A 23,900-nucleotide genomic window follows, 5' to 3' on the forward strand; every position below is an offset into this window, starting at 1 on the left:
ATGCGGTTCTTCACCAATCTCAATCTGACCAGCAAGATCGTGATGCTGGTGGCGTTGCTCGGGGCGCTATCGGTCAGTATCACGCTGTACTCAATGCACCATCTGTATTCGGTTGATCGAGACTATCGAGCGCTGCTCGACCGGGATGCCCAGGCATCCATGTTGGTAGGCTCCGCTCTGCTGGATCTCAGCGACGCCAGCCGCCTGGTGTTCTCCGTGCTGACCGAGCAGGAGGAGGCGAAGATGCGAGCCAGCCAACTCGTGCTGGACAAGCGCCAGGAGCAGTTTCGAAGCAAGATCGCGGCCATTGCACCCTTGCTCGACGACGCGGGGCCGAGGTTGGAGATCATTGCACAGCAGGAGCGGAGGGTGTTCGAGCTGGCGGGGCAGATCATCGATTCCGCTGCTCGTTGGCGTGGAGATCGTGCCCTCGACATCATCCACTCGCAGTTCGACCCTGCGCTCCATGAGTTGCGCGGCAACATGGATACGCTGCGTGACGACATCATCGACCACTTCCAGGCGTCGTCCGTCGAGCTCAATGCCACCACGCGCAGTACGCTGCTCAATACCGCCATTTCCTTCGGGCTGGCGCTGACGGCCATCATCGGTATGTCGGCCTACCTGTCGCTCACGCAGATATCGCGGCCCATCAAGCAGCTGACCCGCGCCATGGGCGAGCTGAGCAACAGGCACTACGACGGACGTATCGAGCACACCGAGCGCCGAGACGAGGTCGGCAGCATGGCGCAGGCTCTCCAGGTGTTCCGCGACGGCATGCAGCGCGCCGATCGTCTGGAGCTGGAGGCGAGAGCCAGCGCAGAGGCTCGGCGTGTGTCGCAGCAACTGATCGATCTCACCGATGCGATGCCGGGGGCCGTATTCCAGCTGACGGTCGACGCGGACGGCACGCAGCGCTTTACCTTCCTCAGCGGCAAGGCCCAGGGGTTCATCGGCCGCGAGGCGCTGATGCCAGATGGTACCGGCCTGCGGTTGGATGGCATACGTGTCGAGCGCAACGCTGACGTGGATCGGCAGATCGAGCTTGCCATCGAGCACAGCCTGGAAACCCTCCAGCCACTGGACGTCGATATGCAGGTGGAACTCGACAATCGCAGGTTCTGGCTCAAGACCCTGGCCAGTGCCCGGCGTGCCGAGAACGGCTCCACCCTGTTCAACGGCATCTGGCTGGATATCAGCGACATCAAGGCCCAGGCCAGGGCGCTGGAGGATGCCAAGGAGCTGGCCGAGCAAGCCGCGAAGGCCAAGGCGACCTTCCTGGCAACCATGAGCCATGAGATACGTACCCCGATGAATGCCATTCTCGGCCTGACCCAGCTCACGTTGCGGCACCCCCTGGAGCCTTCGCAGCAGGATCGTCTGGAGAAGATTCTGCGTGCTGGCCAGCACCTGCTCGGTATGCTGAACGACATTCTCGACTACTCCAAGATCGACGCCGATCGTCTGCTGGTGGAGGCGATACCGTTCTCCCCGCAGCAGTTGCTTGATGAAGTGGCGCAGATGCTGGAGGAGAGGGCCGCCAGCAAGGGGCTCGAGTTGCGGACCGAAGTGGCCGGCGATCCGCCGCTGTTGCTGGGCGACCCGCTGAGAATCAGCCAGATACTGCTCAACTTTGCCAGCAACGCGCTCAAATTCAGTGAGCGGGGGCGGGTGAGCCTGCGCCTGGCGCTTGAGCGCGACGCAGGTGGCTCGTTGGTCCTCTGTGGCGAGGTGGAGGATCAGGGGATCGGTATTTCGAAGGAGGAAATGGGCTCGCTTTTCCTGCCGTTCCAGCAGGCAGATGCATCCATCACCAGACGCTTCGGTGGCACCGGACTGGGGTTGGCCATTTCTCGCAGTCTGGCCGAGTTGATGGGCGGGGAGGTGGGGGCACGCAGCCAGCCTGGAGCGGGGAGTACCTTCTGGTTCCGTGTGCGGGTTGCCGAGGCGCAGAGCGCACAGGTACCGCAGTCCCTGCACGCGTCGGGTGGTGCCATCAAGGCGCTGGATGGTTTGCGTGTGCTGCTGGTGGATGACAACGAGCTGAATCGCCTCGTTGCCGGGGAGCTTCTGGTGGGGGCGGGTATGCGTGTCGATCAGGCTGTGGATGGTCGGCATGCGATCACCCTGCTCGAGCAGGCTCAGGATGACACCTACGATGCGGTGTTGATGGACCTGATGATGCCGGAAATGGATGGCCTGAGTGCGACACGTCTGTTGCGCGAGCAACCGCGTTTCGGCAGCCTGCCGATCATCGCGATGACTGCCAACGCCAGTCCCCAGGATGTTCAGCAGTGCCTGGCTGCCGGCATGAACGCACATATTGCCAAGCCAATCGATGAGCAGCGCCTCTGGAAAACCCTGCTGCAGTGCTGTGTGCCCGGTGAGCCGTCACCCACGACGCTGCCGACAGATTCATCTACGGAGCCGCCAGGGCAAGCGGTGGTGCTGGATCCCCAGCCACTGGAGCATCTGCGGCGTGTGGTTACCCCCGAACGCTTCCACGGCATGCTGGAGATGCTCATCACCGATTGCCGGAGACGCGGCGAGTCATTTCGAGGGCTGTATGAGCGGCCCGATATCCCGGTGCTGCGTCAGCACGTCCACGACCTGATAGGGACCGCCGGACACGCCGGATTTCGGCAGGTGGTCGAGCTGGGCGCGGCCATGCGTGTAGCGCTGGACGCAGCGGACGAGACGGCGATCCGGGGGCTGATCGGCGAGCTCGATCTGGCGATACAGCAGGCGGAGCGAGTGTTGAAGCAGCACTTCGACGTTGCCGAGCCGATATCCTAGCCCGCAATCTCTTCGGCCATTCAGACGGTGAGGGCTGTGCTCTTCGCGCACAGACGCTCGATACAGGCCAGCAGGTCGGTTGTGCTGGCAGGCTTGAGCAGGGTCGCGTCGAAGAGCAGCTCCGCCGATTGTCTTTCAGCACGTGCCGGGGATGCCGAATAGAGCATCACCGGCAGGTCCGAGTAGCGAGCGCGCACTTCCTGGAGCAGCGCCCAGCCATTCATACCGGGCATGATCTGGTCAGTGATCAACAGATCGGCGGGCTCGCTCTCCAGGTAGGCCAACGCCTCTTCCGCGCTGCTGGCCAGCCTCACCTCGAAGCCGTATCCACCGAGCAGGTCGCCCAGGAACGTGCGGGTCAGCTCGACGTCGTCCACCAGGACGATGCGCCGTCCGCCTCCGTCGGTGAAGGCCTGGTGGCTTTCGACGAACACCGTGTCCAGGTCTTCCTCGGTTGCACCCTCCAGCCAGAGTGTGAAGCCGAAGATGCTCCCGCCGGTTGGACCGTCGGCGATGACGAGCTTGGAACCCATTTGCTGCAACAGCTCGTTGACGATGGACAGGCCGAGGCCGAAGCCTTCGGTATGGGTGACGTTGCTGCCGCGATGGAATGGCTTCAGCAGGCTCTCGCGCATGCCGTGCGGCAGGCCTATGCCATTGTCCTGTACGGAGAAGTCGAGGCAGAACTGCTGATTCTGGTGCTCCTGGCAGGTTATCCGTAGCACGATAGTCCCATCGCTGGTGAACTTGGCAGCGTTGTTGAGCAGGTTGATCAGGATTCTGCGAAGCTGCCGGAAGTCGGCGTGGACCAGGAGAGGGAGATTGCTATCCAGGTTGAATACCAGCTTGTTGTTCTGGCGTGAGGCAATGTATCGGCCCTCTTCTTCGATTTCCTGCAGGAAACCGAACAGATAGCCCGGCTCCAGGCTCATCTCTATCTGAAGCAGCTCATGGCGTGACAGCTCCAGCAGATCGTCCAGCATCTCCAGTTGTTGCCGGGCGCTGCGCTCGATTCGTTCCGGATATGACTGCGCAGGTCCGACCTGTAGTTGATGTGCATAGCTGATGATGCTGTTCAGGGGGGTGCGCATGTCATGGCTGATGCGGGCGAGCAGGGCGCTGCGTGATTGCAGTGAGTCACGCAGTTGCTGCGTTCGGAGTTGAACCTGGCTTTCCAGGCGTTCATGTTCCGCCTGCTGCAAATAGGCGATCTCGGCCAATGCCCTGCGCTCGCGCCTTCTGGTGTGAGCGATCGCGAAGTTCAGCGTGCTGATGAGCAGGAAGGCGATGATCAGCGCCGACGACAACCCAAGTTTGTCCTCGCCGTACAGCCAGATATCGTTCTCCGCCTCCCATAGCAGGCCCTTGGTGCCCTGAGCCAGAAACAGGGCCGATATTCCCCAGGCTAGCCAACTGAGTTTGACCTTCTTGTACAGGGCAACGACGAGAGTGAGGGGAATCAGCACATGCGCGGCGTAGCGGTAGTAAGTGAAGTAGCTACGGGTCGTGATGAAATCGCCATAGGCGCCCCAAAGCAGCAGAAACGCGCCGAGAACCAGGTACAGCAAGAAGGTGATCTGCAGCCAGCGTGGGAGCCTGCGTACCCGGAACAGCAAGAAGGCATAGATGAAGAAGATGGAGAAGGAAATGGCCGAAAGCACGGCCACCAGCTCTCGCGACCAGGGCAGCAGTGACGGCAGGTAGAAGAGATAGCCGTTGGCTACGGCAGTCAGTGGGAAGTAGAAGAGCAGAGCGAACGCATTGATGATCAAGAGGCGAAAGCGCAACAGGTAGCCGGCGACCAGGCTGATGGGCAGGATCAGCAGCACCAGGCCCCAGATGATGCCGTCGCTCAGCTGGCTATCCATGCGTTGCTCGAAGAAGGCCGTATCATCCCAGAGCTGTGGGTTGATGAGCATCAGGCTCCTGCTGACGACACGAATCAGAATCTGCACATTATCTTGCGCAGCTATTTCTACCGGGAAACGGGGTTGTCGCTCGGCAATGGTCCACTGCTTGACCGGATAGGCGCTGCCCGCCTGCATGCCGGTCCAGGTTCCATTCTGCAGAACGTACACCTGTACATCTTCCAGGCGGGCATCACCCACGGTCAGCCAGCGTTCGCAAGGCCAGGATTGAGGGTTGTGCAGAGAAACGCGCAGCCAGATGGCCGAATGAGTGAAGGCGAGGGCGGGAAGTTTGCTTGTCGTGGTAACGAAGCTGCCATCATCCAGAGCGGCTACATCGGTAACGCTGAACTCTTTGCCAGGGTCTTCAAACAACTGGGTCGCTGGCAGTAACGATGTCCGGTCCGAGTTGCATTGCACTGCCTCTGCCGATGCGGTTGCCGGTAGGGAAAGGCCCAGGCATACCAGAGACAACAGGGCTATCAGCCACCCGTACCTGCTCGTGCACTTCAGTTGGCTCAACGGGAGATACTCAATGGTCGATAGGAATGCATCTTGGCCAATCGCCATGATACCTCTGTCGGGCTCATATGAGGTTGCCGGCTTCCACGCGGCTAGAAATCCTCAGCTGTCGCTCTGATCCTCGGTCACTACCTCGTCGCCGCTCCTGGCATGGCTGCGGTACTTCGATGGAGTCATGCCCAGGCGCTGACGAAAGGCGGTCGTGAAGTTGGCGGCGCTGTTGAAGCCCACCAGCTCGGCGATTCCCTGGATGTCCATGTTGCTGTCGGCGAGCAACTCCTGGCTCTTGCGCAGGCGCTCCTCGCGAATCCAGGCGAATACCGTCATTCCTAGGTGCTGGCGGAAGATGGTGGAAAGCTTTTTCTCGTGGGTGCCGGCCTGTTTCGCAATCTCCGCAAGCGGCGGTACCTGGTCGAGCTTCCTGCCGATGAGGCGCATGGCCGCATGGAGGATCATCTGGTCGGGGTTCTGCAGGGCGTCTGGGATGCCCGTAGGCGTTGCCTTCTCCCTCCAGATCAATTGCAGATGAATGCGTATACGGGCCAGAACCTCTTCGGCGGCACAGGGTTTGATCACGTAGTCCACGCTGCCTAGGCTCAGGCCCTCCAGGCGATCATCTATGCTCGCAGCGCTGGTCAGGAAGATGATCGGGGTCTGCGCCAGGGCGGGCGCCTCGCGCAGAAGGCGGCACAGCGCAAAGCCGTTCATCTGCGGCATATGCACATCCAGCAGGATCAGGTCCGGGTAGAGCGCCATCGCCCGTTGCAGGCCGGTGCGCGGGTCCTCCGCGAGTGACAGCTGCATGCCCTGTGCTCGCAGCAGGTCAAGCAGGGATCGCAACTCTTCCGGGCGGTCGTCGATTACCAGTATGTGTGGGGGGCGCTGGGGCGTTTCGACCACGACATTGTTCCTTAGCTTGCGGGTGGCACGGTGTCTACCGGAGATGTCACTGCTCTGCCGGAAGTCAGGTGCGGTGGCCGCTTTCGACACGGACAGGCACATCACGGAGTCCGGCCCCTGGATCGGGCATTCCCTTCCCCGGTGCATCGTTCGAGCACGCAGCCAGCGGCTGCCATTGACGCCAGATTACTCCAGTTCCACCCGCATCTGTCCGCCCGGAGATGCCGGCTTCCTCTCCTGCAAAGCACTTGTCCGCTGCAGCAAAGCTTCTCCGGAGGCGCTTCTGCGACGATGGCGCCCCGATTCTGGCTGCCGATTATGGTCGCCGCCGGGCTGGCTCCCCGAGCCGGCGCCGACAGGGCCGCATGTTCTCGTGTGATGTCCTTTTGGCCTTGTGGATGTGCATTCAATTCTGTAGGGAGTGGTACGGGCATGCGTTTCGAATGGCTGGATGGAATTCGCTTCACTGGCGCTGTGGCCCCGAAGGGGTTGCTGGCCACTGCACTGCTCGCATGCTCGACAGCGACGTTCGCCGCGGATCTGGCGCTGGACTTCCAGGACTCGCCGAATATTGGCGCTGCTGGTGGCACCTATGTCTACAGCCTGGAAGCGCGCAACAACGGTCCGCAGTCTGCTGGCGCCGCCACCGGAATCACCGCCGAATTCAATCTTCCGCAAGCGCCTGGGTCGGTCTATGGCGTATATCTGGGCTACCGCGTGCTCGGTGGAAGTGGCACCTGTACCTACAGTGCCGTTGACAGGCGAGTCACCTGCTCGGGGCTGCCGAATCTGGCATTGAACCAGACGGTTACCATCCAGGTGGATGTGCGCTTGCCGAGCGCCGGCGTCTACAGCAGCTCGGCCTCGCTTGCCAGTACCAGCACGGATCCGAACACCGGCAACAACTCGTCCCCTCAGACGACGACTGCCCAGGCAGCATCCGATCTCCAGCTGAATGCCACATCGACTGCCGGCGTCGGCATCCAGGCGGGCACTCCCTTTGACTATGAGCTGGAAATCATCAACAACGGGCCGGATGACATGCCGGCCAACTCCCGCACCAGGGTCACCTTCCAGGTGCCGGCAGGTGCTTCGATCACTGCTCGCCCGACTGGCCCGACTGGCAGCGGGTGGACCTGTGAGCCCGCCTCGGGATACCCGCGGAGCAACACCAGCGATCTGATCACCTGCGAACGTGACCAGGCGCTGGCCGTGGGCGCATCCGCACCGAGCATTACGGTGCCAGCCGTTTCCAATACTTTCGGCAACGTCTCCGCATCATTCCGAGTGGCTGGTCTGCAGCAGAACGGCAGCCCGGTGCCGGATGGCGATCAGTTCAATAACGTCGACACCGTCCCTCTGGTATTCGAGCCAGGCACCGATGTCGCCATCGTCAAGGCGAGAACCACTCCGCCGGGTTCGGGGGCGGTAGCCCAAGGCAGCGCGGTGACCTATACCCTTACCCCCAGTTATCGCGGCGGCCAGCAGCCTACCGGTGTTATCACCGTGACCGATACCCTGGGCGCCGGGCTGTCATTCGCGACGCCGACCGCCTATACGGCCGGTGCGGGTTGGTCCTGCGGTACCGCCGGTAGCGTGCTGACCTGTACGCGCACCGGCTGGAGCGGCAGCAATTTCAGCGACATGCCCACCATCCAGGTCCACGCCGTGGCAAACGACCTGGGGAATCTGAGCAACACCGCGCAGATTGCGACCGTCGGCGACTCCGACTCCAGCAATAACTCCAGCACTGTCAATATCAACTCCAGCAACGAGGCAGACATCGTTGCCGTCAAGAACGGCCCCAGCTATCCGGTAGCGCTGGGTGAGGCTTTCAACTACACGCTGTCCGCGCGCAACAACGGTCCCCTGGCTGTAGTCGCAGGGCAGACGGTTCGTGTAACGGATACCCTGCCGGCGGGACTCGTTCTGGTGACTGCTCCCTCGGGGACCGGATGGAACTGTTCCGCCAGCGATCTGGTTGCCGATCCGGTGGTGATCGATTGCTCGCGCTCCGGTCCGCTGGCGGTTGGCGCGACTGCGCCCAGCATAACGCTGCAGGTCAACTCTCCAACCGCTGGCCCCTTGCAGAACACGGCCTGCACCGCGCTGAGCGGCGTCTCCTTCCCGGTGGACAACGCTACCAACAACTGCACCGATCCTGTACAGACCACCGTGACGAACGAGAGGGCCGACCTGTCCATCGTCAAGACGGACAACAGCAACGGCAACCCGATCAAGACGGGCGATTCGCTGACCTACACCCTGGTAGTGAATAACGCCGGCCCTGATGCCTCGACCAACGTGATGGTAGAGGACAACTTGACCTCCCTGCTGCCGGGAGCTGGCAACGGCGGTCTGCAGTCAGTGAGCATCTCGCCCGCGCCAGCGACCAACTTCGGCTGCCGCATCGGTAACTCCGGCGCCTATTCCGCGACACTCGGCCCGCTCGATGGCGGCACTCAGAACCTGCGTTGCAACCTGGGTGAGCTGGCCAGCGGTGATACCTCGACCATTACCATCGTGGTACGCCCCCTGGTCGCCACCAGTGGCGCTCGCACCAACAGGGCGACCGTGAGTTCGCTCGACGTCGGCGATGGCGATCGCAGCAACAACGAGGATGACGTGACCACCAGCAGTGTGACCGCTCTGGTCGACATCCAGGCACTGAAAACTCGCCCCAGCCCCACCATTCCTGCTGGAGCGCCTCTGGCATTCACTGCTTCGGTGCGCAACCACGGCCCCTCGACCGCCAGTGGTGTCGAGCTGGTGGATACCCTGCCAGGCAATGCGCCGTTCCTCGGTCTGGATAGCGTGGATGGCGGCGGTACCTGCCCGGATGTGCCCGCTGTCGGTAGCGTCGGTGGAACGTTGAGATGTACCTGGGCGAGCGTACCGAACAACACTACGCATAACGTCCGCTATCGCGTGCGGGCAGTGACGGAAGGAGACATCATCAATAATGCGGTCGTGGTGTCTACCACCACCGAAGAAAACGATGTTGAGCCCAACACGGCTGGCACCACCACTGAGGTGATCGCCGCCGTACTGGATATCGTCGTCAACAAATCCGACAACCCGAATATCGTGGGACTGGGGGAGACCTCGACCTACACCATCAGCATCGACAACGGTGGCCCGTCGGCAGGCACCGGCCTGACGATGGAGGACAGCTTCCCGGTCAACTCGCCGGGCGGTGAGGCACCTACCGCGGTCTTCAGCTACCAGGGCGGCCTGCGTGTCTACCAAGGCGGCGTCGAGGTGACCGATCCGACCCAGTACAGCTGCAGCGAGCCGGCTATCGGCGCGACCTCGGGTGTGCTGACCTGTAACTTCTCCGGCTATTTCGATAGTGGCGCCACCCATCAGCGTCAGGTCACCTATGTGATGCGTGCGGAGTCGGTGAGTGGGGTCGCCGGCGTGGCAGTGGGCAGCAGCCACAACCATGTCAGAGTCGAGGTCAGCGAGGCCGAGACGCAGATGGACAACAACGAAGCCATCGAGACGACCTCGGCCCGTCGCGACGATATCGTCGCTGACCTGGGTGGCACCAAGACCTCCAGCCCGGCCGCGTTGGTGAAGGGCGAGAATGTCGTCTACACCATCGTCGTTACCAACAACGGTGGTGCCGGCGGCGCGGCTGTGGACAGCCTGGGCGCGCAGCTGATCGACCCGCTGCCGACCGGCCTGCAGTACGTCAGCTCGACCCCTGCCGGTGCCTGCAGCAACAGTGCAGGTACGGTAACCTGCCAGGTCGGCACGCTGCCGACAGGGCAGAGCAGGACCTTCACCATCACGGCGTTGCTGGAGGAGAACTACAGCGGTCCCAGCCCGCTGGTGAACCAGGCTCATATCGATGCGCCTGGCGATCCCGATGGCAGCAACAACGATCCGTCGGATGATGCCCCGGTCATCGAGAAGTCGGTAGGCGCCCCCATGCTCTCGCACCTGGGTCTGCTGATGATGACTTTGCTGATGTCGCTGCTGGCCTGGCGCGCTCGTCGCGCCTGACGGGAGTACTGGTGTGGCCCGCTTTCTGACGCTGTTCTGCATCTTCCAGGCTGTCCTGTTCGTACTGGAGCTAACCCCTCCGGTACAGCAGTGGCTGGTGACACCCTTCACCGAACTGCTGGTGCTGGTCAGCATCGGGGTGGTTGCTCCCTTCGATGCGGGCGCCATTTCCAGTGGCATCTACCTCTATGACGTGCCGTCCGGTTTCGCCATGTCCATCGAGGCCGGGTGCAATGGCATTGAGGCGTCCATCATCCTGCTGGCGGCCATGCTGGCGTTTCCTGCCACCTGGCAGGTGAAGATGATCGGCATTCTGGTTGGGCTTCTGTCCATTCATGCGGTGAACATCGTTCGCATCGTCAGCCTGTTCTACATCGGCCAGTGGAACATGGAGGTGTTCGACTGGGCGCACCTCTACATCTGGCAGGCGCTGATCATGCTGGATGTCTTCGTGGTCTTCCTGCTGTGGCTGCGCTACGTGCTGCGCAACGGCCAGGCGACAGCGGTTTTTGGCGGAGCTTCCTGATGGCCGGGGGATTTAGAGGGATCCTGTTTCCCTTGCTGCTCTGGCTGCCGGTCACCTTCGCCATCTGGTATTTCTGCGGTCCGCTGCTGGCCCTGCTGGTAGCTGCGGTGCTCGACCTGCTTCTGCCGCTGCTCACCGGGGAGCGAATCACCCAGGTCGAATCGGTGGGGGAGATGATCCAGGCAGTGGTCGTGCTGGGCTCCGGCTCGTACAAGGGGCTCGAGGTGCCGGCCGGCCAGAGCGCCGAACTGCTGATCCAGTCCCGGCCGATGATCTTCGCCTATGGTATGCCGGTCTTCCTGGCATTGGCTTTCGCCGCAGATACCCGAACCGATATTTCGCGTAACCAGCTCGGTCTGTGCATGTTGTTGCTACTGGCTGTCGTGGCCTTTGGCGCGGGGATGGATCTGGTCCGGTCGGTGTTTCTCAATCTGCCAGTGGACATGGCGCAGACCTCCATCTCGCGGATGCAGGCCGATCTGATCGCGCTCGGCTATCAGTTCGGTGTACTGATTCTGCCGTTGGTGGTTCCCGTGTTGCTGGGCTGCTGGCTGTGTGCGGCCTGGTTTCGCGGCACCCTGTTGCAAGCGGCGGAGCCGGTGGTGCCGGACTAGCCCTGTCGGTTGTTTCCAGCGCTAACCATCCTGGTTGGCGCGATAGGCGCCGGGCGTGAGCCCCGTCCACTTCTTGAAGGCGCGATGGAAGGCCGAGGGCTCGGAAAAGCCAAGCTGCTCGGCAATAGCCTGGATCGACAGCTCGTCCCGGCCCAGGTGATAGATAGCCAGATCCCGACGTAGGTGATCCTTCAGCTCTTGAAAGCTGCTGCCTTCCTCGCGCAGATGGCGGCGCAGTGTCTGCGGGCTGATATGCAACTGGGTGGCAACGCTTTCCAGGTCGGGCCAGTGGGCGCAGTCGCGCCCCAGCAGGCGACGGATGCGGCTGGCCAGGCTGTCGCCGCCGTCGGGGCGGGCCAGCAGATCGGCTGGCGAGTGTTCGAGGAACTGCTTGAGCGTGCGTTCGTCCTGCAGCAGCGGCATGCCCAGGTAGCGACTGTGGAACAGCAGGCCGGTGTACTCGGCGTCGAAGCGACGAGGGCAGGGGAACAGCAGGTCGTACTCGGCACTGTGCGGCGGCTCGGGGTGGACGAAGCTGGCTTCTTCCAGGCGGATGCGCTGGCCGATCAGCCAGCTGCCGAGGCGGTGCCAGATCACCAGCAGGCTCTCGGTGAGGAAGTGGTCCGGGTCCCACAGGGCCGAGCTGTACAGGGTCAGGCGCACCCATTCGCCTTCGCGCTGCAACTGCACGCGTGGCGCGTCGGGGAACAGGCCGTAGAACAGCATGCCGCGCACCAGGGCCTTTTCCAGGCTGTGGCAGTGGATGATGGCATGGCACATCATGGCGAAGGTGCCGCGCTTGCTGGGGATGGCGCCGAAGCCCATGTACTCGTCGTCGAGCAGCGCCCACAGGCTTTGCAGCAGGCGGGTGAACTGTTCGGGAGCCAGGCGTGCGCGCGGTTCTTCGAGCAGCGCCGGCTGGATGCCCACTTCGCGCAGCAGGGCGGCGTAGTCACGGCCCTGGCGGTCGGCGCCGCGCAAGGCGGCGCGGACGAAGTGGCTGGCGATGGTGCGTTCGCGCATGGCGTGGCTCGGCGTTGAGGTGCCCGGATGGTAAGGCGCCATGGTGGGCAGGAACAAGCGCCGCTCCGGCCATGGGCGATGGGGTTTCCGCAGTACCGCGCCGTTGTGCCTCAGCCGAACAGCTGCCAGGCGAGCAGGGCGGCCAGGATCAGGCTTGCGCCACGCCAGAACAGCAGCGGGTTGCGCTCCAGCAGTGGCGGGCGGACGCGGTCGAGGTATTCGGTGCTGGGCTGGCGTAGGTCGTGGACGAACTCGGAGAGTTCGGCATGGCGCCGGTTCGGGTCGGGGTGCAGGGCCTTGCGTAGCACTTCGTCGATCCAGGGCGGGATGCTGCGCTCGGCGTCCTGCACCGAGTGGTAGGCCAGGCGCAGTTGCTCGCTGCGGTTGCGGCACTTGGCGACTTCCGCGCCGTAGGGCAGGCGGCCGCTGAGCAGCTGGTAGGCGATCACGGCCAGGGAGAACAGGTCCGAACGCGCCGAGCCGGCTTCACCAATGAAGTACTCCGGAGCCATGTATTGCAGGGTGCCCGGCAGCGGGTTCTGCACGCGCTGCGGTGCCTGCTCGCTGAGCCCGGCGACCCGCGCCGAGCCGAAGTCGATCAGCCTGACGGTGCCGGTGGGGTCGATCAGCAGGTTATCCGGGCGCAGGTCCTGGTGCAGCATCTCCAGGCGGTGGAAGGCCTGCAGGCCACGGGCGATCTGCTCGACCAGGGCGCGCACCTTTTCCACGCCCGGCCGCGGGTTGTCGACCATCCACTGGCGCAGGGTCTGCCCCTCGATGTACTCGGTGACGCTGTACAGGTAGCTGCGCCGGCGTTTCTGTGCCGGGGCCTTGAGCACATGGGCGCTGTCGATGCGGCGGGCGATCCACTCCTCGGTCAGCAGGCGCTCCAGGTGCGCGCGGTCATGCTGCATCTCGGTGGCCGGGGCCTTGAGCGCCACCGGCGTCTTGCCGTCCAGCGCCAGGTACACGTGGCTGCGGCTGCTGGCGTGGATCTCGCGCACGATGCGGTAGCCATCGAACTCCATGCGCGCCTGTAGCAGCGGCGGCAGGGCCAGGTCGCCGACCCGTTGCTGCAGCTCGCCGGCATCCTGGCGTGGTAGCTGGTCGATGCGTACCAGCTGCGCGGTGAGGTTGTCGTCGCTGCCGCGCGAATAGGCCTGCTGGACCAGGGCTCGGGCGGCGCCGTCTAGGTCGTCGCCATAGGCGCGCACCAGGGCGGCCATGGCGGCCGGTTCGAGGTACTCGTGCACGCCATCGCTGGTCAGCAGGAAGATGTCGCCCGGTTCCAGGGCCAGCTGGCGATAGTCCAGTTCCAGGTGCGGGCCCACGCCGAGGGCGCGGCTGAGGTAGCTGGTGTCACGCGAGACCCACAGGCGGTGGTCTTCGGTCAGACGTTCCAGGGCGCCGTCGCGCAGGCGCTGGATGCGCGTGTCGCCGGCGTGGAACAGGTGTGCGGTGGTGGCCTTGAGCACTAGGGCGCTGAGGGTGCAGACGTAGCCGCGGTCCATGTCGTAGCGGTACTGGCTCTGCCGCGTCTGTGCGTGCAGCCAGGAGTTGGTGGCCATCAGCACCCGCTGCGCGGATTTCTTCACCGACCAGGCGTCGGAGGTGCAGTAGTAGTCTTCGAGGAAGCTGCTCACCGCCGCCTCGCTGGCCACATGGCTGACCGAGCTGCTGCCGATGCCGTCGGCCAGGACGATGGCGATGCCCTTGGTGGAGAGCTGGGGGTCGTCGGGGATGCACAGGCCGTGGAAGTCCTGGTTGACCTCCTTGCGCCCCTTGTCGGAGTGGTGGCCGACGGAAACCCGCAATTGGCTGCTCATGCTGGAACGGCGTGGGCCCCGCCGGCTGGCGGGGCCGCAGGGCTCAGACGAAGGAGCGCTTCGGCGCGGTCTTCACATGGGTGGCGTAGAGCGTCAGACCGGTGAAGGCAAGGCCGCCGACCAGGTTGCCCAGGGCGGTGGGGATTTCGTTCCAGATCATGTAGTCCATCACCGAGAAGTCACCGCCCATGATCATGCCGAAGGGGAACAGAAACATGTTCACTACCGAATGCTCGAAGCCCATGTAGAAGAACAGCATGATCGGCATCCACATGGCGATGGTCTTGCCGCTGACGGTGGTGGAAATCATCGCGCCGACCACGCCCATGGACACCATCCAGTTGCACAGCATGCCGCGCAGGAAAATGGTCAGCCAGCCGGCCAGGCCGTACTCGGCGTAGCCCAGGGTGCGCGCTTCACCGATGTGCGAGATCTTCTCACCGATGGCGCCGGGGCTGGTGGAGAAGCCGTAGGTGAAAACGAAGGCCATCATCACGGCGACCGTCAATGCGCCGGCGAAGTTGCCGGTGAACACCAGGCCCCAGTTCTTCAGCACGCCGCCGACAGTGACGCCCGGGCGCTTGTCCAGCAGGGCAAGCGGGGTGAGGACGAATACCCCGGTGAGCAGGTCGAAGCCCATCAGGTACAGCATGATGAAGCCGACCGGGAAGAAGGCGGCGCCAAGCAGTGGCGAACCGGTCTGGACCGTGATGGAGATGGCGAACACCGCGGCCAGGGCGAGGATGGCGCCGGCCATGAAGGCGCGGATCAGGGTGTCGCGGGTGGACATGTAGATCTTCGATTCGCCAGCATCGACCATCTTGGTGGCGAACTCGGCAGGGATCAGATAGGACATGCTGTGCTCTCTCGTCGTGGATGCGATCATTTTCCAGGGAACAAAAAAGGCGCCTGAAACCTCGCGGTCTCAGGCGCCTTTGCCTGTTCAGTGCCCGTGGCCTACAGCCACTCGATCGGCATTGATCGATCGGGCCACCCACCGCTATCGGGCGGGTGTCGCATGGATCAATGCAGGCGCTGTGCCAGTTTCGTGTAATCCACTGGGCACGGGGCTTCGGCGTTGCAGATGCGGCCTGATTGACCAGCTAAGGCGCCAAAAGGGTGCGCAAGGTGGACACTCTGCCTCGTACCGATGCCGCCAGGCCTGCCTCTCGGCGTGTTCAATTCACCACAAGCCCCTGGCCTGGACGTGGGCGGCGGATGTTTACGCCAGCAGCGCGACGGACTTGATCTGCGCCCACAGGCTCTGGCCTTCATGCAGGCCAAGCTGATCGCGGGAGTAGCGGGTGACGCGTGCCAGCAGCGGCGTGCCTTGCATGTCCAGGCGCACCAGGACGTGGGCGCCGTTGTCGGCCTCCACCTGATTCTGCACGGTCACGGGCAGCAGGTTGACGATGCTGCTGTGGGCGGGACGCTCGAGGTTGAGGCTGACATCGCGCGCCTGGATACGAACACGCAGCATCTCGCCGGGCTGCACCGGTGGATGGGTGATGCGTAGCTGCGAGCCGCCGGGCAGCACCAGATCAAGCAGTCGATAGTCGGCGTCGTAACCACGCACCTCGCCCTGGACCACCACGCCCGCATCCTCTTCGTGGGCCTGGGGCAGATCGAGGCGGGCGAGCATGCTGGCGATCGGGCCATCGGCAAGCGCCTTGCCGTCCTCAAGGACGACCAGGTGATCGGCCAGGCGAGCGACTTCATCCGGTGAGTGGCTGACATACAGGATCGGGATGTCCAGCTCGTCGTGCAGGCGCTTGAGGTAGGGAAGGATCTCGGCCTTGCGCTTGAGGTCCAGGGCGGCCAGCGGTTCGTCCATCAGCAGCAGACCAGGGCTGGTCAGCAGGGCACGGGCGATGCCGACACGCTGCCGCTCGCCGCCGGAGAGCCGAGCGGGCATGCGCTCGAGCAGGTGGCCGATGCCGAGCAGCTCAAGGGCCTGGTCGAGCGCTACCTTACGCTGCTGGGAGGGGATGCGTTTCATCCCGTATTCGAGATTGCGGCGCACTGATAGATGTTCGAACAGGCTCGCTTCCTGGAACACGTAGCCCAGTGCGCGTCGATGAGTGGGCAGGAAGTGATTTCGCGCACTGTCCTGCCAGAGTTCGCCATTGATTTCGAGAAAACCCTCGCGGGCCTGTTCGAGGCCGGCGACACAGCGCAGGAAGGTGGTTTTTCCAGAGCCCGAGTGGCCAAGTAGGGCGGTCACGCCGCGGCCGGGTAGTTGAAGGTCCAGGTCCAGCTGGAACTCGCCGTAGGGCACACGAAATCTTGCCCGGATGCCCTTGTCGGCAGAAGCGATGGTATCGGCCACGGTCAGCGCTCCAGCGGTCGGACGCGTCCCTTGACGTGTAACGTCAGCAGGACCAGGAAGGAGAACAGCAGCATTCCGGCGGCCAGCCAATGGGCCTGGGCGTACTCCATGGCCTCGACGTGATCGAAGATCTGGACCGAGACGACGCGAGTCTTGTCCGGGATATTGCCGCCGATCATCAACACCACGCCAAACTCACCCACGGTATGAGCGAAGCCCAGCACCGTGGCGGTGAGAAAGCCAGGGCGAGCCAGCGGCAGGGCTACGGTGAAGAAGCTGTCCCATGGCCCGGCGCGCAGCGTGGCGGCCACCTCCATCGGGCGATCACCCAAGGCCTCGAAGGCATTCTGGATGGGTTGGATGACGAAGGGCATGGAGTAGAAGATCGACCCTACCACCAGACCGGCGAAGCTGAAGGGCAGAATGCCGAGTCCCAGGCTCTGGGTGAACTGGCCGATGAAGCCGTGCGGGCCCATGGTCACCAACAGATAGAAGCCGATCACCGTGGGTGGCAATACCAGGGGTAGGGCGACTACGGCGGCGACCGGTCCCTTGAGTCGGGAACGAGTACGCGCCAGCCACCACGCAATGGGCGTTCCGATCAACAACAGCAGCACGGTCGTCAGCGATGCCAGCTGCAGGGTCAGCCAGATCGCGGAGAAGTCGGCGCTGGTCAATGGCATCGCTGGGGATTTCCTCGAAACTGAAAGGGTCCGGAACGGGTGAGCCCGCGTGGTCGACTACACGGGCTTCACTTGTCCTGCGGGGCCTGGGCGGCCCCGCGACACCCTACAAGACGTGATGCGTCGGTGGCTACAGCTGGTAGCCGTATGAACGGATCACGGCGGCCGCCTGCTCGCCTTTCAGGTAGTCCACCAATGCCTTGGCTGCCGGATTGTCCTTGCCCTTGTTGAGGATCAGCGCGTCCTGGCGGATTGGGTCATGCAGCTCTGCCGGGATCAGCCAGGCCGAACCGCTGGTGATCTTGCCGTCCTTGTATACCTGGGATAGCGCGACGAAGCCGAGTTCGGCGTTGCCGCTGGATACGAACTGCAGAGCCTGGGTGATGTTCTGTCCTTCGACCAGCTTTGGCGCGACCTTCTGTCTCAGGCCCAGCTTATCCAGCACCTGGGTAGCTGCCAGGCCATAGGGTGCGGTTTTCGGGTTGGCGATGGCCAGATGGCGGAACTTGTCGCTTTTCAGAACGGCTCCCTGGTCGTCGACGTAGCCTTCCTGGGCCGACCACAGGGTCAGTGCGCCGATGGCATAGGTGAAGCGCGATCCGGCAACACCTTCTCCTTCGCTTTCCAACTTGGCCGGGGTGGTGTCGTCGGCGGCCAGGAATACTTCGAAGGGGGCACCGTTCTTGATCTGCGCATAGAACTGGCCGGTAGCGCCGTAGGAGGCGACCACCTTGTGCCCGGTGGCTTTCTCGAAGTCACCGGCGATGGCCTGCAGCGGAGCGGTGAAGTTGGCGGCCACGGCGACCTGGATTTCCTCGGCTTGCGCGCCGCACGCCAGGATCAGTCCGGCACACAAGCCCAGCAGAGCATGGGGAATACGGGGGTTCATGGTGGTTCTCCTGTTAGAGGATTGGCAGGGTGTAGCTGACGATCAGGCGGTTCTCGTCCTGGTCATTGGCGGTGGTATTGCCGCGCAGGGAGGCGTTGCGCCAGGAGAAGCCAAGGCCTTTCAGGGCACCGTTCTGCAAGGTGTAGTCCAGACGGAAGTCACGCTCCCATTCCTTGCGGTCGCCACCAACGGCGTCGATGTTGTCGCCCGACAGGTAAGTGATGATCGCCTTCAGGCCCGGTGCGCCGACGGAGGTGAAGTCGTAGGCGTACTCGGCCAGCCAGGTGCGCTCTCCGGCCGACAGGAACTTGCCGATCTGGCGGTCGGTGATCAGGTAGGCGGTGGAGCCATCGCCCTGGTTGAGGAACGGGAAGGCGCTGTCGCCCGAGACCTGCTGGTAACCGCCGCTCAGCGCATGGGCACCCAGGGTGTAGGTGAACAGTGCGCTCCAGGTCTGGTTGTCGACCTCGGTGGCGGTGATGGTGTTGGCAGCGCTGATTTCGCCCTGGGCGCGGTAGCCCTCGGCACGGCCGGCGACGCTGCCGTTCTTGCCATCGGAGTCGCTGTGGAAGTAACGCAGATCGGACTTCAGCACGCCCGGGCCGATGGACCAGTTATGGGTCAGACCGAGGAAGTGCTGTTTGTAGAAGTCTTCCAGGTTGCCGTAGTAGTACTGCGCCAGCAGATCCTTGGTGATCTTGTAGTCGGCGCCGCCGTAATAGAACTTGTTGCTGTCAGCCTGCTGGCCGTTGACCACGCTGGCGCCAGCGATGCGCAGGCCGATGCTGTCGGAGGAGGCACGAGTCGTGGTGTGCTCCAGCTGGCCGGCGGTGAGCAGCAGGTTGTCGATCTCGGCGGAGGTGATCTGGCCACCCTCGAACAGCTGCGGCAGCAGGCGGCCGTCGTTGAAGTTCACCACCGGCAGTTTCGGTTGCAGGGTGCCCAGGCGGGCCTCGGTCTTGGACAGGCGCACCTTGGCGGTCAGGCCGCCCTTGCTGAACTCGTCCTCGGCGCTGCCATCGGTGTCGAGCGGGAACAGCTGACCCGGCGTGCGATCACGACCGGCCTTGGTGTTGGAACCGCCGGAGTCCAGCTTGACGCCGAGCAAGCCGACCGCGTCGAGACCGAAGCCGACAGTGCCCTCGGTGAAGCCGGAGGTGTAGTTGAAGATGAAGCCCTGGCCCCACTCGCTGGCCTCGCCATTGTTATTGGCGGTGTTCTTGGTGTTCAGGTCGTAATAGAAGTTGCGCAGGCCCAGGGTGGCCTTGCTGTCTTCGATGAAACCGGCGGCAGAGGCCTGCTGGGCAAGCAAGCCGACAGCGATTAACAGGCCGGGACACGTCTTGTGCATGGTGGTTCTCCAACTGAGGGTGGGCGTGCGTCGATGACGCGCCACAGCCATTCGGGCGCCATCGTAATATCTTTTTGTATATAACGCTTGTCGGTACGGCAGATTCTCCATACGGGAGAGTGGGAAATTCGGGTTCCTAGGACTCGGGCGTCGGCCGATTGGGGGAGGGGCCCTGGTTCGGTTAGGTCGCCTCCTGGTTGCTCTGGTGGCCCATTCCGGGCCGCCAGAGCACGTGGTCCGGCGCCTTCAATCGACTCGTGACCGTTGCGCAGGTGTGCGTCGATGTCTCAGACCAGGCCGATTTCCACGCTCTCGCCTCGCAGCCGAACCGGCCATACCGGCAGTTGCTGCTCAGGATATTCAAGGCAGCTGCCGTCCTTCAGGCGGTAGTGCTGCTTGTACAGCGGCGAGGCGATCACCAGGTCGCCGCCGAGGTGGCCGATGATGCCGCGACCGATCACGTTGGCGCCGGACTTGGGGTCGCGGTTGCCGATGGCGAAGACTTTCTGTTCGGTGTCTGGCAGGTAGAACAGGGCGACCTGCTCACCGCCGGCCAGGGCGACCACGCCGGAGTTGGCCACCAGGTCGGCGGCGCTGCACAGTGGTTGCCAGGCGTTTTCAAGGTTCAGGGCGGTGTTCATCAGATGGCCTCCTCGGTCACAGGGATCAGGTGCAATTCATCGGTGCGCGCCGGGCGGCGCTGGCCGCGTTCGCGGACGAAGTGGATGTCCGGGTCGCCGCCGCGTTCGTTGACGAAGGTGCGGAAGCGTTTGAGCTTCTCCTCGTCCTTCAGCGCGTTGGCCCACTCGCATTCGTAGCGGTCGACCACCAGCTGCATCTGCGCCTCCAGCTCGTCGCCCAGGCCCAGTCTGTCGTGGATGACCACGTCCTTGAGGTAGTCCAGGCCGCCTTCCAGCGACTCGCGCCACACCGAGGTGCGCTGCAGCTTGTCGGCGGTGCGGATGTAGAACATCAGCACGCGGTCGATGTAGCGCACCAGGGTGGCGTCATCCAGGTCGGTGGCGAACAGCTCGGCGTGGCGTGGGCGCATGCCACCGTTGCCGCACACGTAGAGGTTCCAGCCGTTCTCGGTGGCGATCACGCCGATGTCCTTGCTCTGCGCCTCGGCGCATTCGCGGGTGCAGCCGGAGACGGCAAACTTGATCTTGTGCGGCGAGCGCAGGCCCTTGTAGCGGTCCTCCAGCAGCAGCGCCATGCCGACGCTGTCCTGCACGCCGTAGCGGCACCAGGTGCTGCCGACGCAGCTCTTCACCGTACGCAGGGATTTTCCGTAGGCGTGGCCGGTCTCGAAGCCGGCGGCGATCAGCTCGCCCCAGATTTCCGGCAGCTCGTGCAGCTGGGCGCCGAACAGGTCGATGCGCTGGCCGCCGGTGATCTTGGTGTAGAGGTCGTATTTCTTCGCCACCGCGCCGATGGCGATCAGGCCTTCCGGGGTGATCTCGCCACCGGGGATGCGCGGCACCACCGAGTAGGTACCGTTCTTCTGCATGTTGGCCATGAAGGTATCGTTGGTGTCCTGCAGCGGCACCAGCGCCGGGTTCATGATCGGCTTGTTCCAGCAGGAGGCGAGGATCGAGCCCACGGCCGGCTTGCAGATGTCGCAGCCGACGTGGCCCTTGCCGTGCTTGGCCAGCAGCGCCTCGAAGGTTTCGTGACCCTCGACGCGCACGAAGTGGTAGAGCTCCTGGCGGGTGTAGGCGAAGTGCTCGCACAGGCTCTTGTCCACGGCCACGCCGCGGGCGGTAAGCTCGTGCTCGACCACCTGCTTGAGCAGCGCCGCGCAGCCGCCGCAACCGGTGGCCGCCTTGGTGCAGGCCTTGACCCCGGCGATGTCGGTGCAGCCGCCGTCGATGGCCGAGCAGATCGCGCCCTTGCTGACGTTGTGGCAGGAGCAGATGGTGGCGGTGTCCGGCAGGGCGTCGGCACCCAGCGCCGGGGCGCCTTCGCCGGCTGGCATGATCAGGCTGGCCGGGTCTTCCGGCAGCTTGATGCCGTTCTGCGCATATTGCAGCAGGGTGTCGTAGTAGCTGTTGTCGCCGACCAGCACGGCGCCAAGCACCTGCTTGCCGTCGGCGGAAACCACCAGGCGGCGGTAGCTGGAGGTGGCCTCGTCGATATAGCGGTAGCTCTTGGCACCGGGCATGGCACCGTGGGCGTCGCCGATGGAGCCGACGTCCACGCCGAGCAGCTTGAGCTTGGTCGACATGTCCGCGCCGACGAAGGGGGAGCCTTCCTGGCCGCAGAGCTGCGCGGCCACCAGGCGGGCCATCTGATAGCCTGGGGCGACCAATCCGAAGATGCTGCCGTTCCACGCCGCGCATTCGCCGATGGCGAAGATGTGTTCGTCGCTGGTCAGGCATTGGTCGTTGATGTTGATGCCGCCACGGGCGCCCAGCTCCAGACCGCAGGCGCGGGCAAGGGCGTCCTGCGGGCGGATGCCGGCGGAGAACACGATCAGGTCGGTCTCGAGGAAATCCTCGCCGGCGAAGTTCATGCGGTAGCGGTACTCGCTGCCGGCGCTGATTGACTGGGTGGCTTTGGACAGGTGCACGCCGACGCCCAGGTCCTCGATGCGCTGCTTGAGGGCGGCGCCGCCGAAGTCGTCCAGCTGCACCGGCATCAGGCGCGGGGCGAATTCCACCACATGGGCTTCCAGGCCCAGGGACTTCAGGGCGTTGGCTGCTTCCAGGCCGAGCAGGCCGCCGCCGACCACCACGCCACGGCGCTTGCCGTTGGCGGCGGCGCGGATGCCGTCGAGATCATCGAGGGTACGGTAGACCAGGCGCGAGTCGCCCTCGGCACCTTCGATCGGCGGCACGAAGGGGTATGAGCCGGTGGCCAGTACCAGTTTGTCGTAGCCGAAGCGGCCCTTGGCGGTGACCACTTCGCGCTTGTCGCGGTCGATCTCCAGCACCTGGGCGCCGAGGTGCAGGGTCAGGTCTTCTTCTTCATAGAGAGACGCCGCGCTCATGGCCAGGGACTCGGCATCGCGGCCGCCGAAGTATTCGGACAGGTGCACGCGGTCGTAGGCGCGCTGGGCTTCCTCACCGAACACCTCGATGCGGTAGTGCGCCAGGGCGCCGCCCGCGAGCAGTTGCTCGACGCAGTTGTGGCCGACCATGCCGTTGCCGACGACGATCAGTCGTTGCTTGTCAGTGGTAGCTGCTGTGCTGTTCATAGCGTTTCCCGGCCAAAGCTCATCAGGTTTTTCCGCGGCAATAAAAAAGGCGCCTGAAACCTTGCGGTCTCAGGCGCCTTTGCCTGTTCTGTGCGATGCCGTCGCGGGGCATCGTTGTCGCCCGTGTGCCCGATCGCCATTGATCGAGTGGGCGGCTCGTTCAGGCTTATGCAGCGCTTGTGCCAACAACTAGGTTAAGCCGCAAAGCCGCTGCTCATGCGGTACTCGTCGATTCGAAGGGGCAAGCTCGTGTCCGGTAAGACCCAAAAGGAGGCGCCCGAAGGGCCTTCCGCCCCATTGTGATTCGCTACGGTGCTGCGGTTCGGGCCGGTGATACCATCGGGCGGCAATCAGAAGATGAAGTACGAGAAATGAAGCTGGAAGGGCGTTTCTGGATCACTCGCAACGGCCGGAACCTGGCTGGCCAGGGGCGCATCGAGCTGCTGGCGCGCATTGCCGACAGTGGCTCGATCAGCCAGGCAGCCAAGACCATGGGAATGAGCTACAAGGCCGCCTGGGACGCCGTCGATGCCATGAACAATGCGGCCGGCGAGCCACTGGTGGAGCGTGCGGTCGGCGGCAGGGGTGGCGGTGGAACCCGTCTCACCTCGGCGGGTCAGGAACTGATCCAGTCGTTCCGACGCTACTGGGCAGAGCATCAGCGCTTTCTGGATCGTCTCGGTGCGACTCCGCAGCTGGCTGGCCTGTTGCAACTGACCGAGCGTCTCAGCTTGCACAGCAGTGCGCGCAACCAGCTTATCGGGAGGGTACTGGCCATCCATCCGCGCGGTCTCAATGATCTCGTCGTGTTTGAGCTGGACGGTGGGCAGGTGCTGCAGGCAATCATCACCAGATCCAGTACCCAGCGGTTGGGATTGAGGATGGGGGTGGAGCTCTGCGCCCTGATCAAGGCCTCCTGGGTGCATCTCGCGCCCGTGGAAGAAAACCCAGCCGAGAGTCGATTGCTCGGTCGTTTGTCCGAGCTGCGCTGCTTCGAAGGCTACTGCGAGGCTCTGGTGGAACTGAGTGGAGGCGGGCAGCTTGTCTGCGGTCTGCCTGAGGTGCAGGTGGTAAGCCAACGCCTCGAATCAGGCCAGAGCGTGCAGCTTCTGGTCGATGCGGAGCAGATCATTCTCTGCACGCTCTAGGCATCGAGCTTCTGACCATGCTGGCCAGCATCCTTGTGGGGGAAAACCGCCTTTTTGGTGGCGGATTATCGCCAGTTTCGGGCTTATGAGATTTCTTGATTTTAGTTAACTATATGAAATATAAGGATTTTTAATTTAATACGAGTGTGGCACAGCGCTTGCGATAGGGGGCTCAA

General features: G+C 63.6%; 16 protein-coding genes. 5 read left to right on the forward strand and 11 right to left on the reverse strand.

Going from position 1 to position 23,900, the window contains the following annotated elements; all coding sequences use genetic code 11:
- The gene (locus tag IB234_RS10840; protein ID WP_192317350.1) at positions 1-2,796 is read left to right on the forward strand and encodes a response regulator; all 2,796 of its coding nucleotides are present in this window, start codon (positions 1-3) and stop codon (positions 2,794-2,796) included.
- A gap of 20 nt (positions 2,797-2,816) precedes the next feature.
- Here the strand turns inward: IB234_RS10840 and IB234_RS10845 are convergent, their stop codons facing one another.
- Complete coding sequence (locus IB234_RS10845) at positions 2,817-5,078, reverse strand: 7TM-DISM domain-containing protein (protein ID WP_192317352.1); 2,262 nt, start codon at positions 5,076-5,078, stop codon at positions 2,817-2,819.
- A gap of 249 nt (positions 5,079-5,327) precedes the next feature.
- On the reverse strand, positions 5,328-6,125 hold the full coding sequence (locus IB234_RS10850) for a response regulator (protein ID WP_318651998.1): 798 nt from the start codon (positions 6,123-6,125) through the stop codon (positions 5,328-5,330).
- A gap of 432 nt (positions 6,126-6,557) precedes the next feature.
- On the opposite strand from IB234_RS10850, the gene IB234_RS10855 reads away from it, so the two are divergent.
- Genes IB234_RS10855 through IB234_RS10865 form a run of 3 tightly spaced genes read left to right on the forward strand, consistent with a single transcriptional unit; the run spans position 6,558 to position 11,276 of the window.
- The gene (locus IB234_RS10855) at positions 6,558-10,136 is read left to right on the forward strand and encodes a DUF11 domain-containing protein (protein ID WP_192317356.1); all 3,579 of its coding nucleotides are present in this window, start codon (positions 6,558-6,560) and stop codon (positions 10,134-10,136) included.
- A 13-nt stretch (positions 10,137-10,149) separates the two neighbouring features.
- Positions 10,150-10,662 carry an exosortase H gene (gene xrtH / locus IB234_RS10860; protein ID WP_192317358.1) on the forward strand — a complete coding sequence of 171 codons (513 nt, stop codon included), beginning with the start codon at positions 10,150-10,152 and terminating at the stop codon, positions 10,660-10,662.
- Positions 10,662-11,276, forward strand: coding sequence for an exosortase H-associated membrane protein (locus tag IB234_RS10865; protein WP_192317360.1), 615 nt, complete (start codon positions 10,662-10,664; stop codon positions 11,274-11,276). Before xrtH ends, IB234_RS10865 begins: the two co-directional genes overlap by 1 nt.
- A gap of 21 nt (positions 11,277-11,297) precedes the next feature.
- On the opposite strand, the gene IB234_RS10870 is transcribed toward IB234_RS10865, so the two are convergent.
- The 9 genes from IB234_RS10870 to nirB form a co-directional block, all read right to left on the reverse strand.
- A complete protein-coding gene (locus IB234_RS10870) occupies positions 11,298-12,299 on the reverse strand; it encodes an AraC family transcriptional regulator (RefSeq protein WP_192317812.1) in 1,002 nt (333 codons plus the stop codon).
- A 110-nt stretch (positions 12,300-12,409) separates the two neighbouring features.
- Positions 12,410-14,125 carry a bifunctional protein-serine/threonine kinase/phosphatase gene (locus IB234_RS10875; RefSeq protein ID WP_192317362.1) on the reverse strand — a complete coding sequence of 572 codons (1,716 nt, stop codon included), beginning with the start codon at positions 14,123-14,125 and terminating at the stop codon, positions 12,410-12,412.
- A gap of 43 nt (positions 14,126-14,168) precedes the next feature.
- Positions 14,169-14,981, reverse strand: a complete 813-nt coding sequence (locus IB234_RS10880) for a formate/nitrite transporter family protein (protein ID WP_192317365.1) — start codon at positions 14,979-14,981, stop codon at positions 14,169-14,171.
- Positions 14,982-15,347: 366 nt separating this feature from the next.
- Positions 15,348-16,442 carry a molybdenum ABC transporter ATP-binding protein gene (gene modC / locus IB234_RS10885; RefSeq protein WP_412547919.1) on the reverse strand — a complete coding sequence of 365 codons (1,095 nt, stop codon included), beginning with the start codon at positions 16,440-16,442 and terminating at the stop codon, positions 15,348-15,350.
- A gap of 14 nt (positions 16,443-16,456) precedes the next feature.
- Positions 16,457-17,137: a molybdate ABC transporter permease subunit gene (modB, locus tag IB234_RS10890; protein WP_192317370.1), complete on the reverse strand. Its 681-nt coding sequence runs from the start codon at positions 17,135-17,137 to the stop codon at positions 16,457-16,459.
- 130 nt (positions 17,138-17,267) lie between these two features.
- Positions 17,268-18,026, reverse strand: coding sequence for a molybdate ABC transporter substrate-binding protein (gene modA / locus IB234_RS10895; protein ID WP_192317373.1), 759 nt, complete (start codon positions 18,024-18,026; stop codon positions 17,268-17,270).
- A gap of 13 nt (positions 18,027-18,039) precedes the next feature.
- The gene (locus tag IB234_RS10900; RefSeq protein WP_192317375.1) at positions 18,040-19,377 is read right to left on the reverse strand and encodes an OprD family porin; all 1,338 of its coding nucleotides are present in this window, start codon (positions 19,375-19,377) and stop codon (positions 18,040-18,042) included.
- Positions 19,378-19,664: 287 nt separating this feature from the next.
- Positions 19,665-20,018 (reverse strand): nitrite reductase small subunit NirD, encoded by a 354-nt coding sequence (gene nirD, locus IB234_RS10905; protein WP_192317377.1) that lies wholly within the window; start codon positions 20,016-20,018, stop codon positions 19,665-19,667.
- Positions 20,018-22,576 carry a nitrite reductase large subunit NirB gene (gene nirB, locus IB234_RS10910; RefSeq protein ID WP_192317379.1) on the reverse strand — a complete coding sequence of 853 codons (2,559 nt, stop codon included), beginning with the start codon at positions 22,574-22,576 and terminating at the stop codon, positions 20,018-20,020. Before nirB ends, nirD begins: the two co-directional genes overlap by 1 nt.
- Positions 22,577-22,947: 371 nt before the next feature.
- On the opposite strand from nirB, the gene IB234_RS10915 reads away from it, so the two are divergent.
- Positions 22,948-23,724, forward strand: coding sequence for a TOBE domain-containing protein (locus IB234_RS10915; protein ID WP_192317381.1), 777 nt, complete (start codon positions 22,948-22,950; stop codon positions 23,722-23,724).
- Positions 23,725-23,900: the final 176 nt, after the last annotated feature.

Source organism: Pseudomonas sp. PDM16 (assembly GCF_014851865.1).
GTDB lineage: Bacteria > Pseudomonadota > Gammaproteobacteria > Pseudomonadales > Pseudomonadaceae > Aquipseudomonas.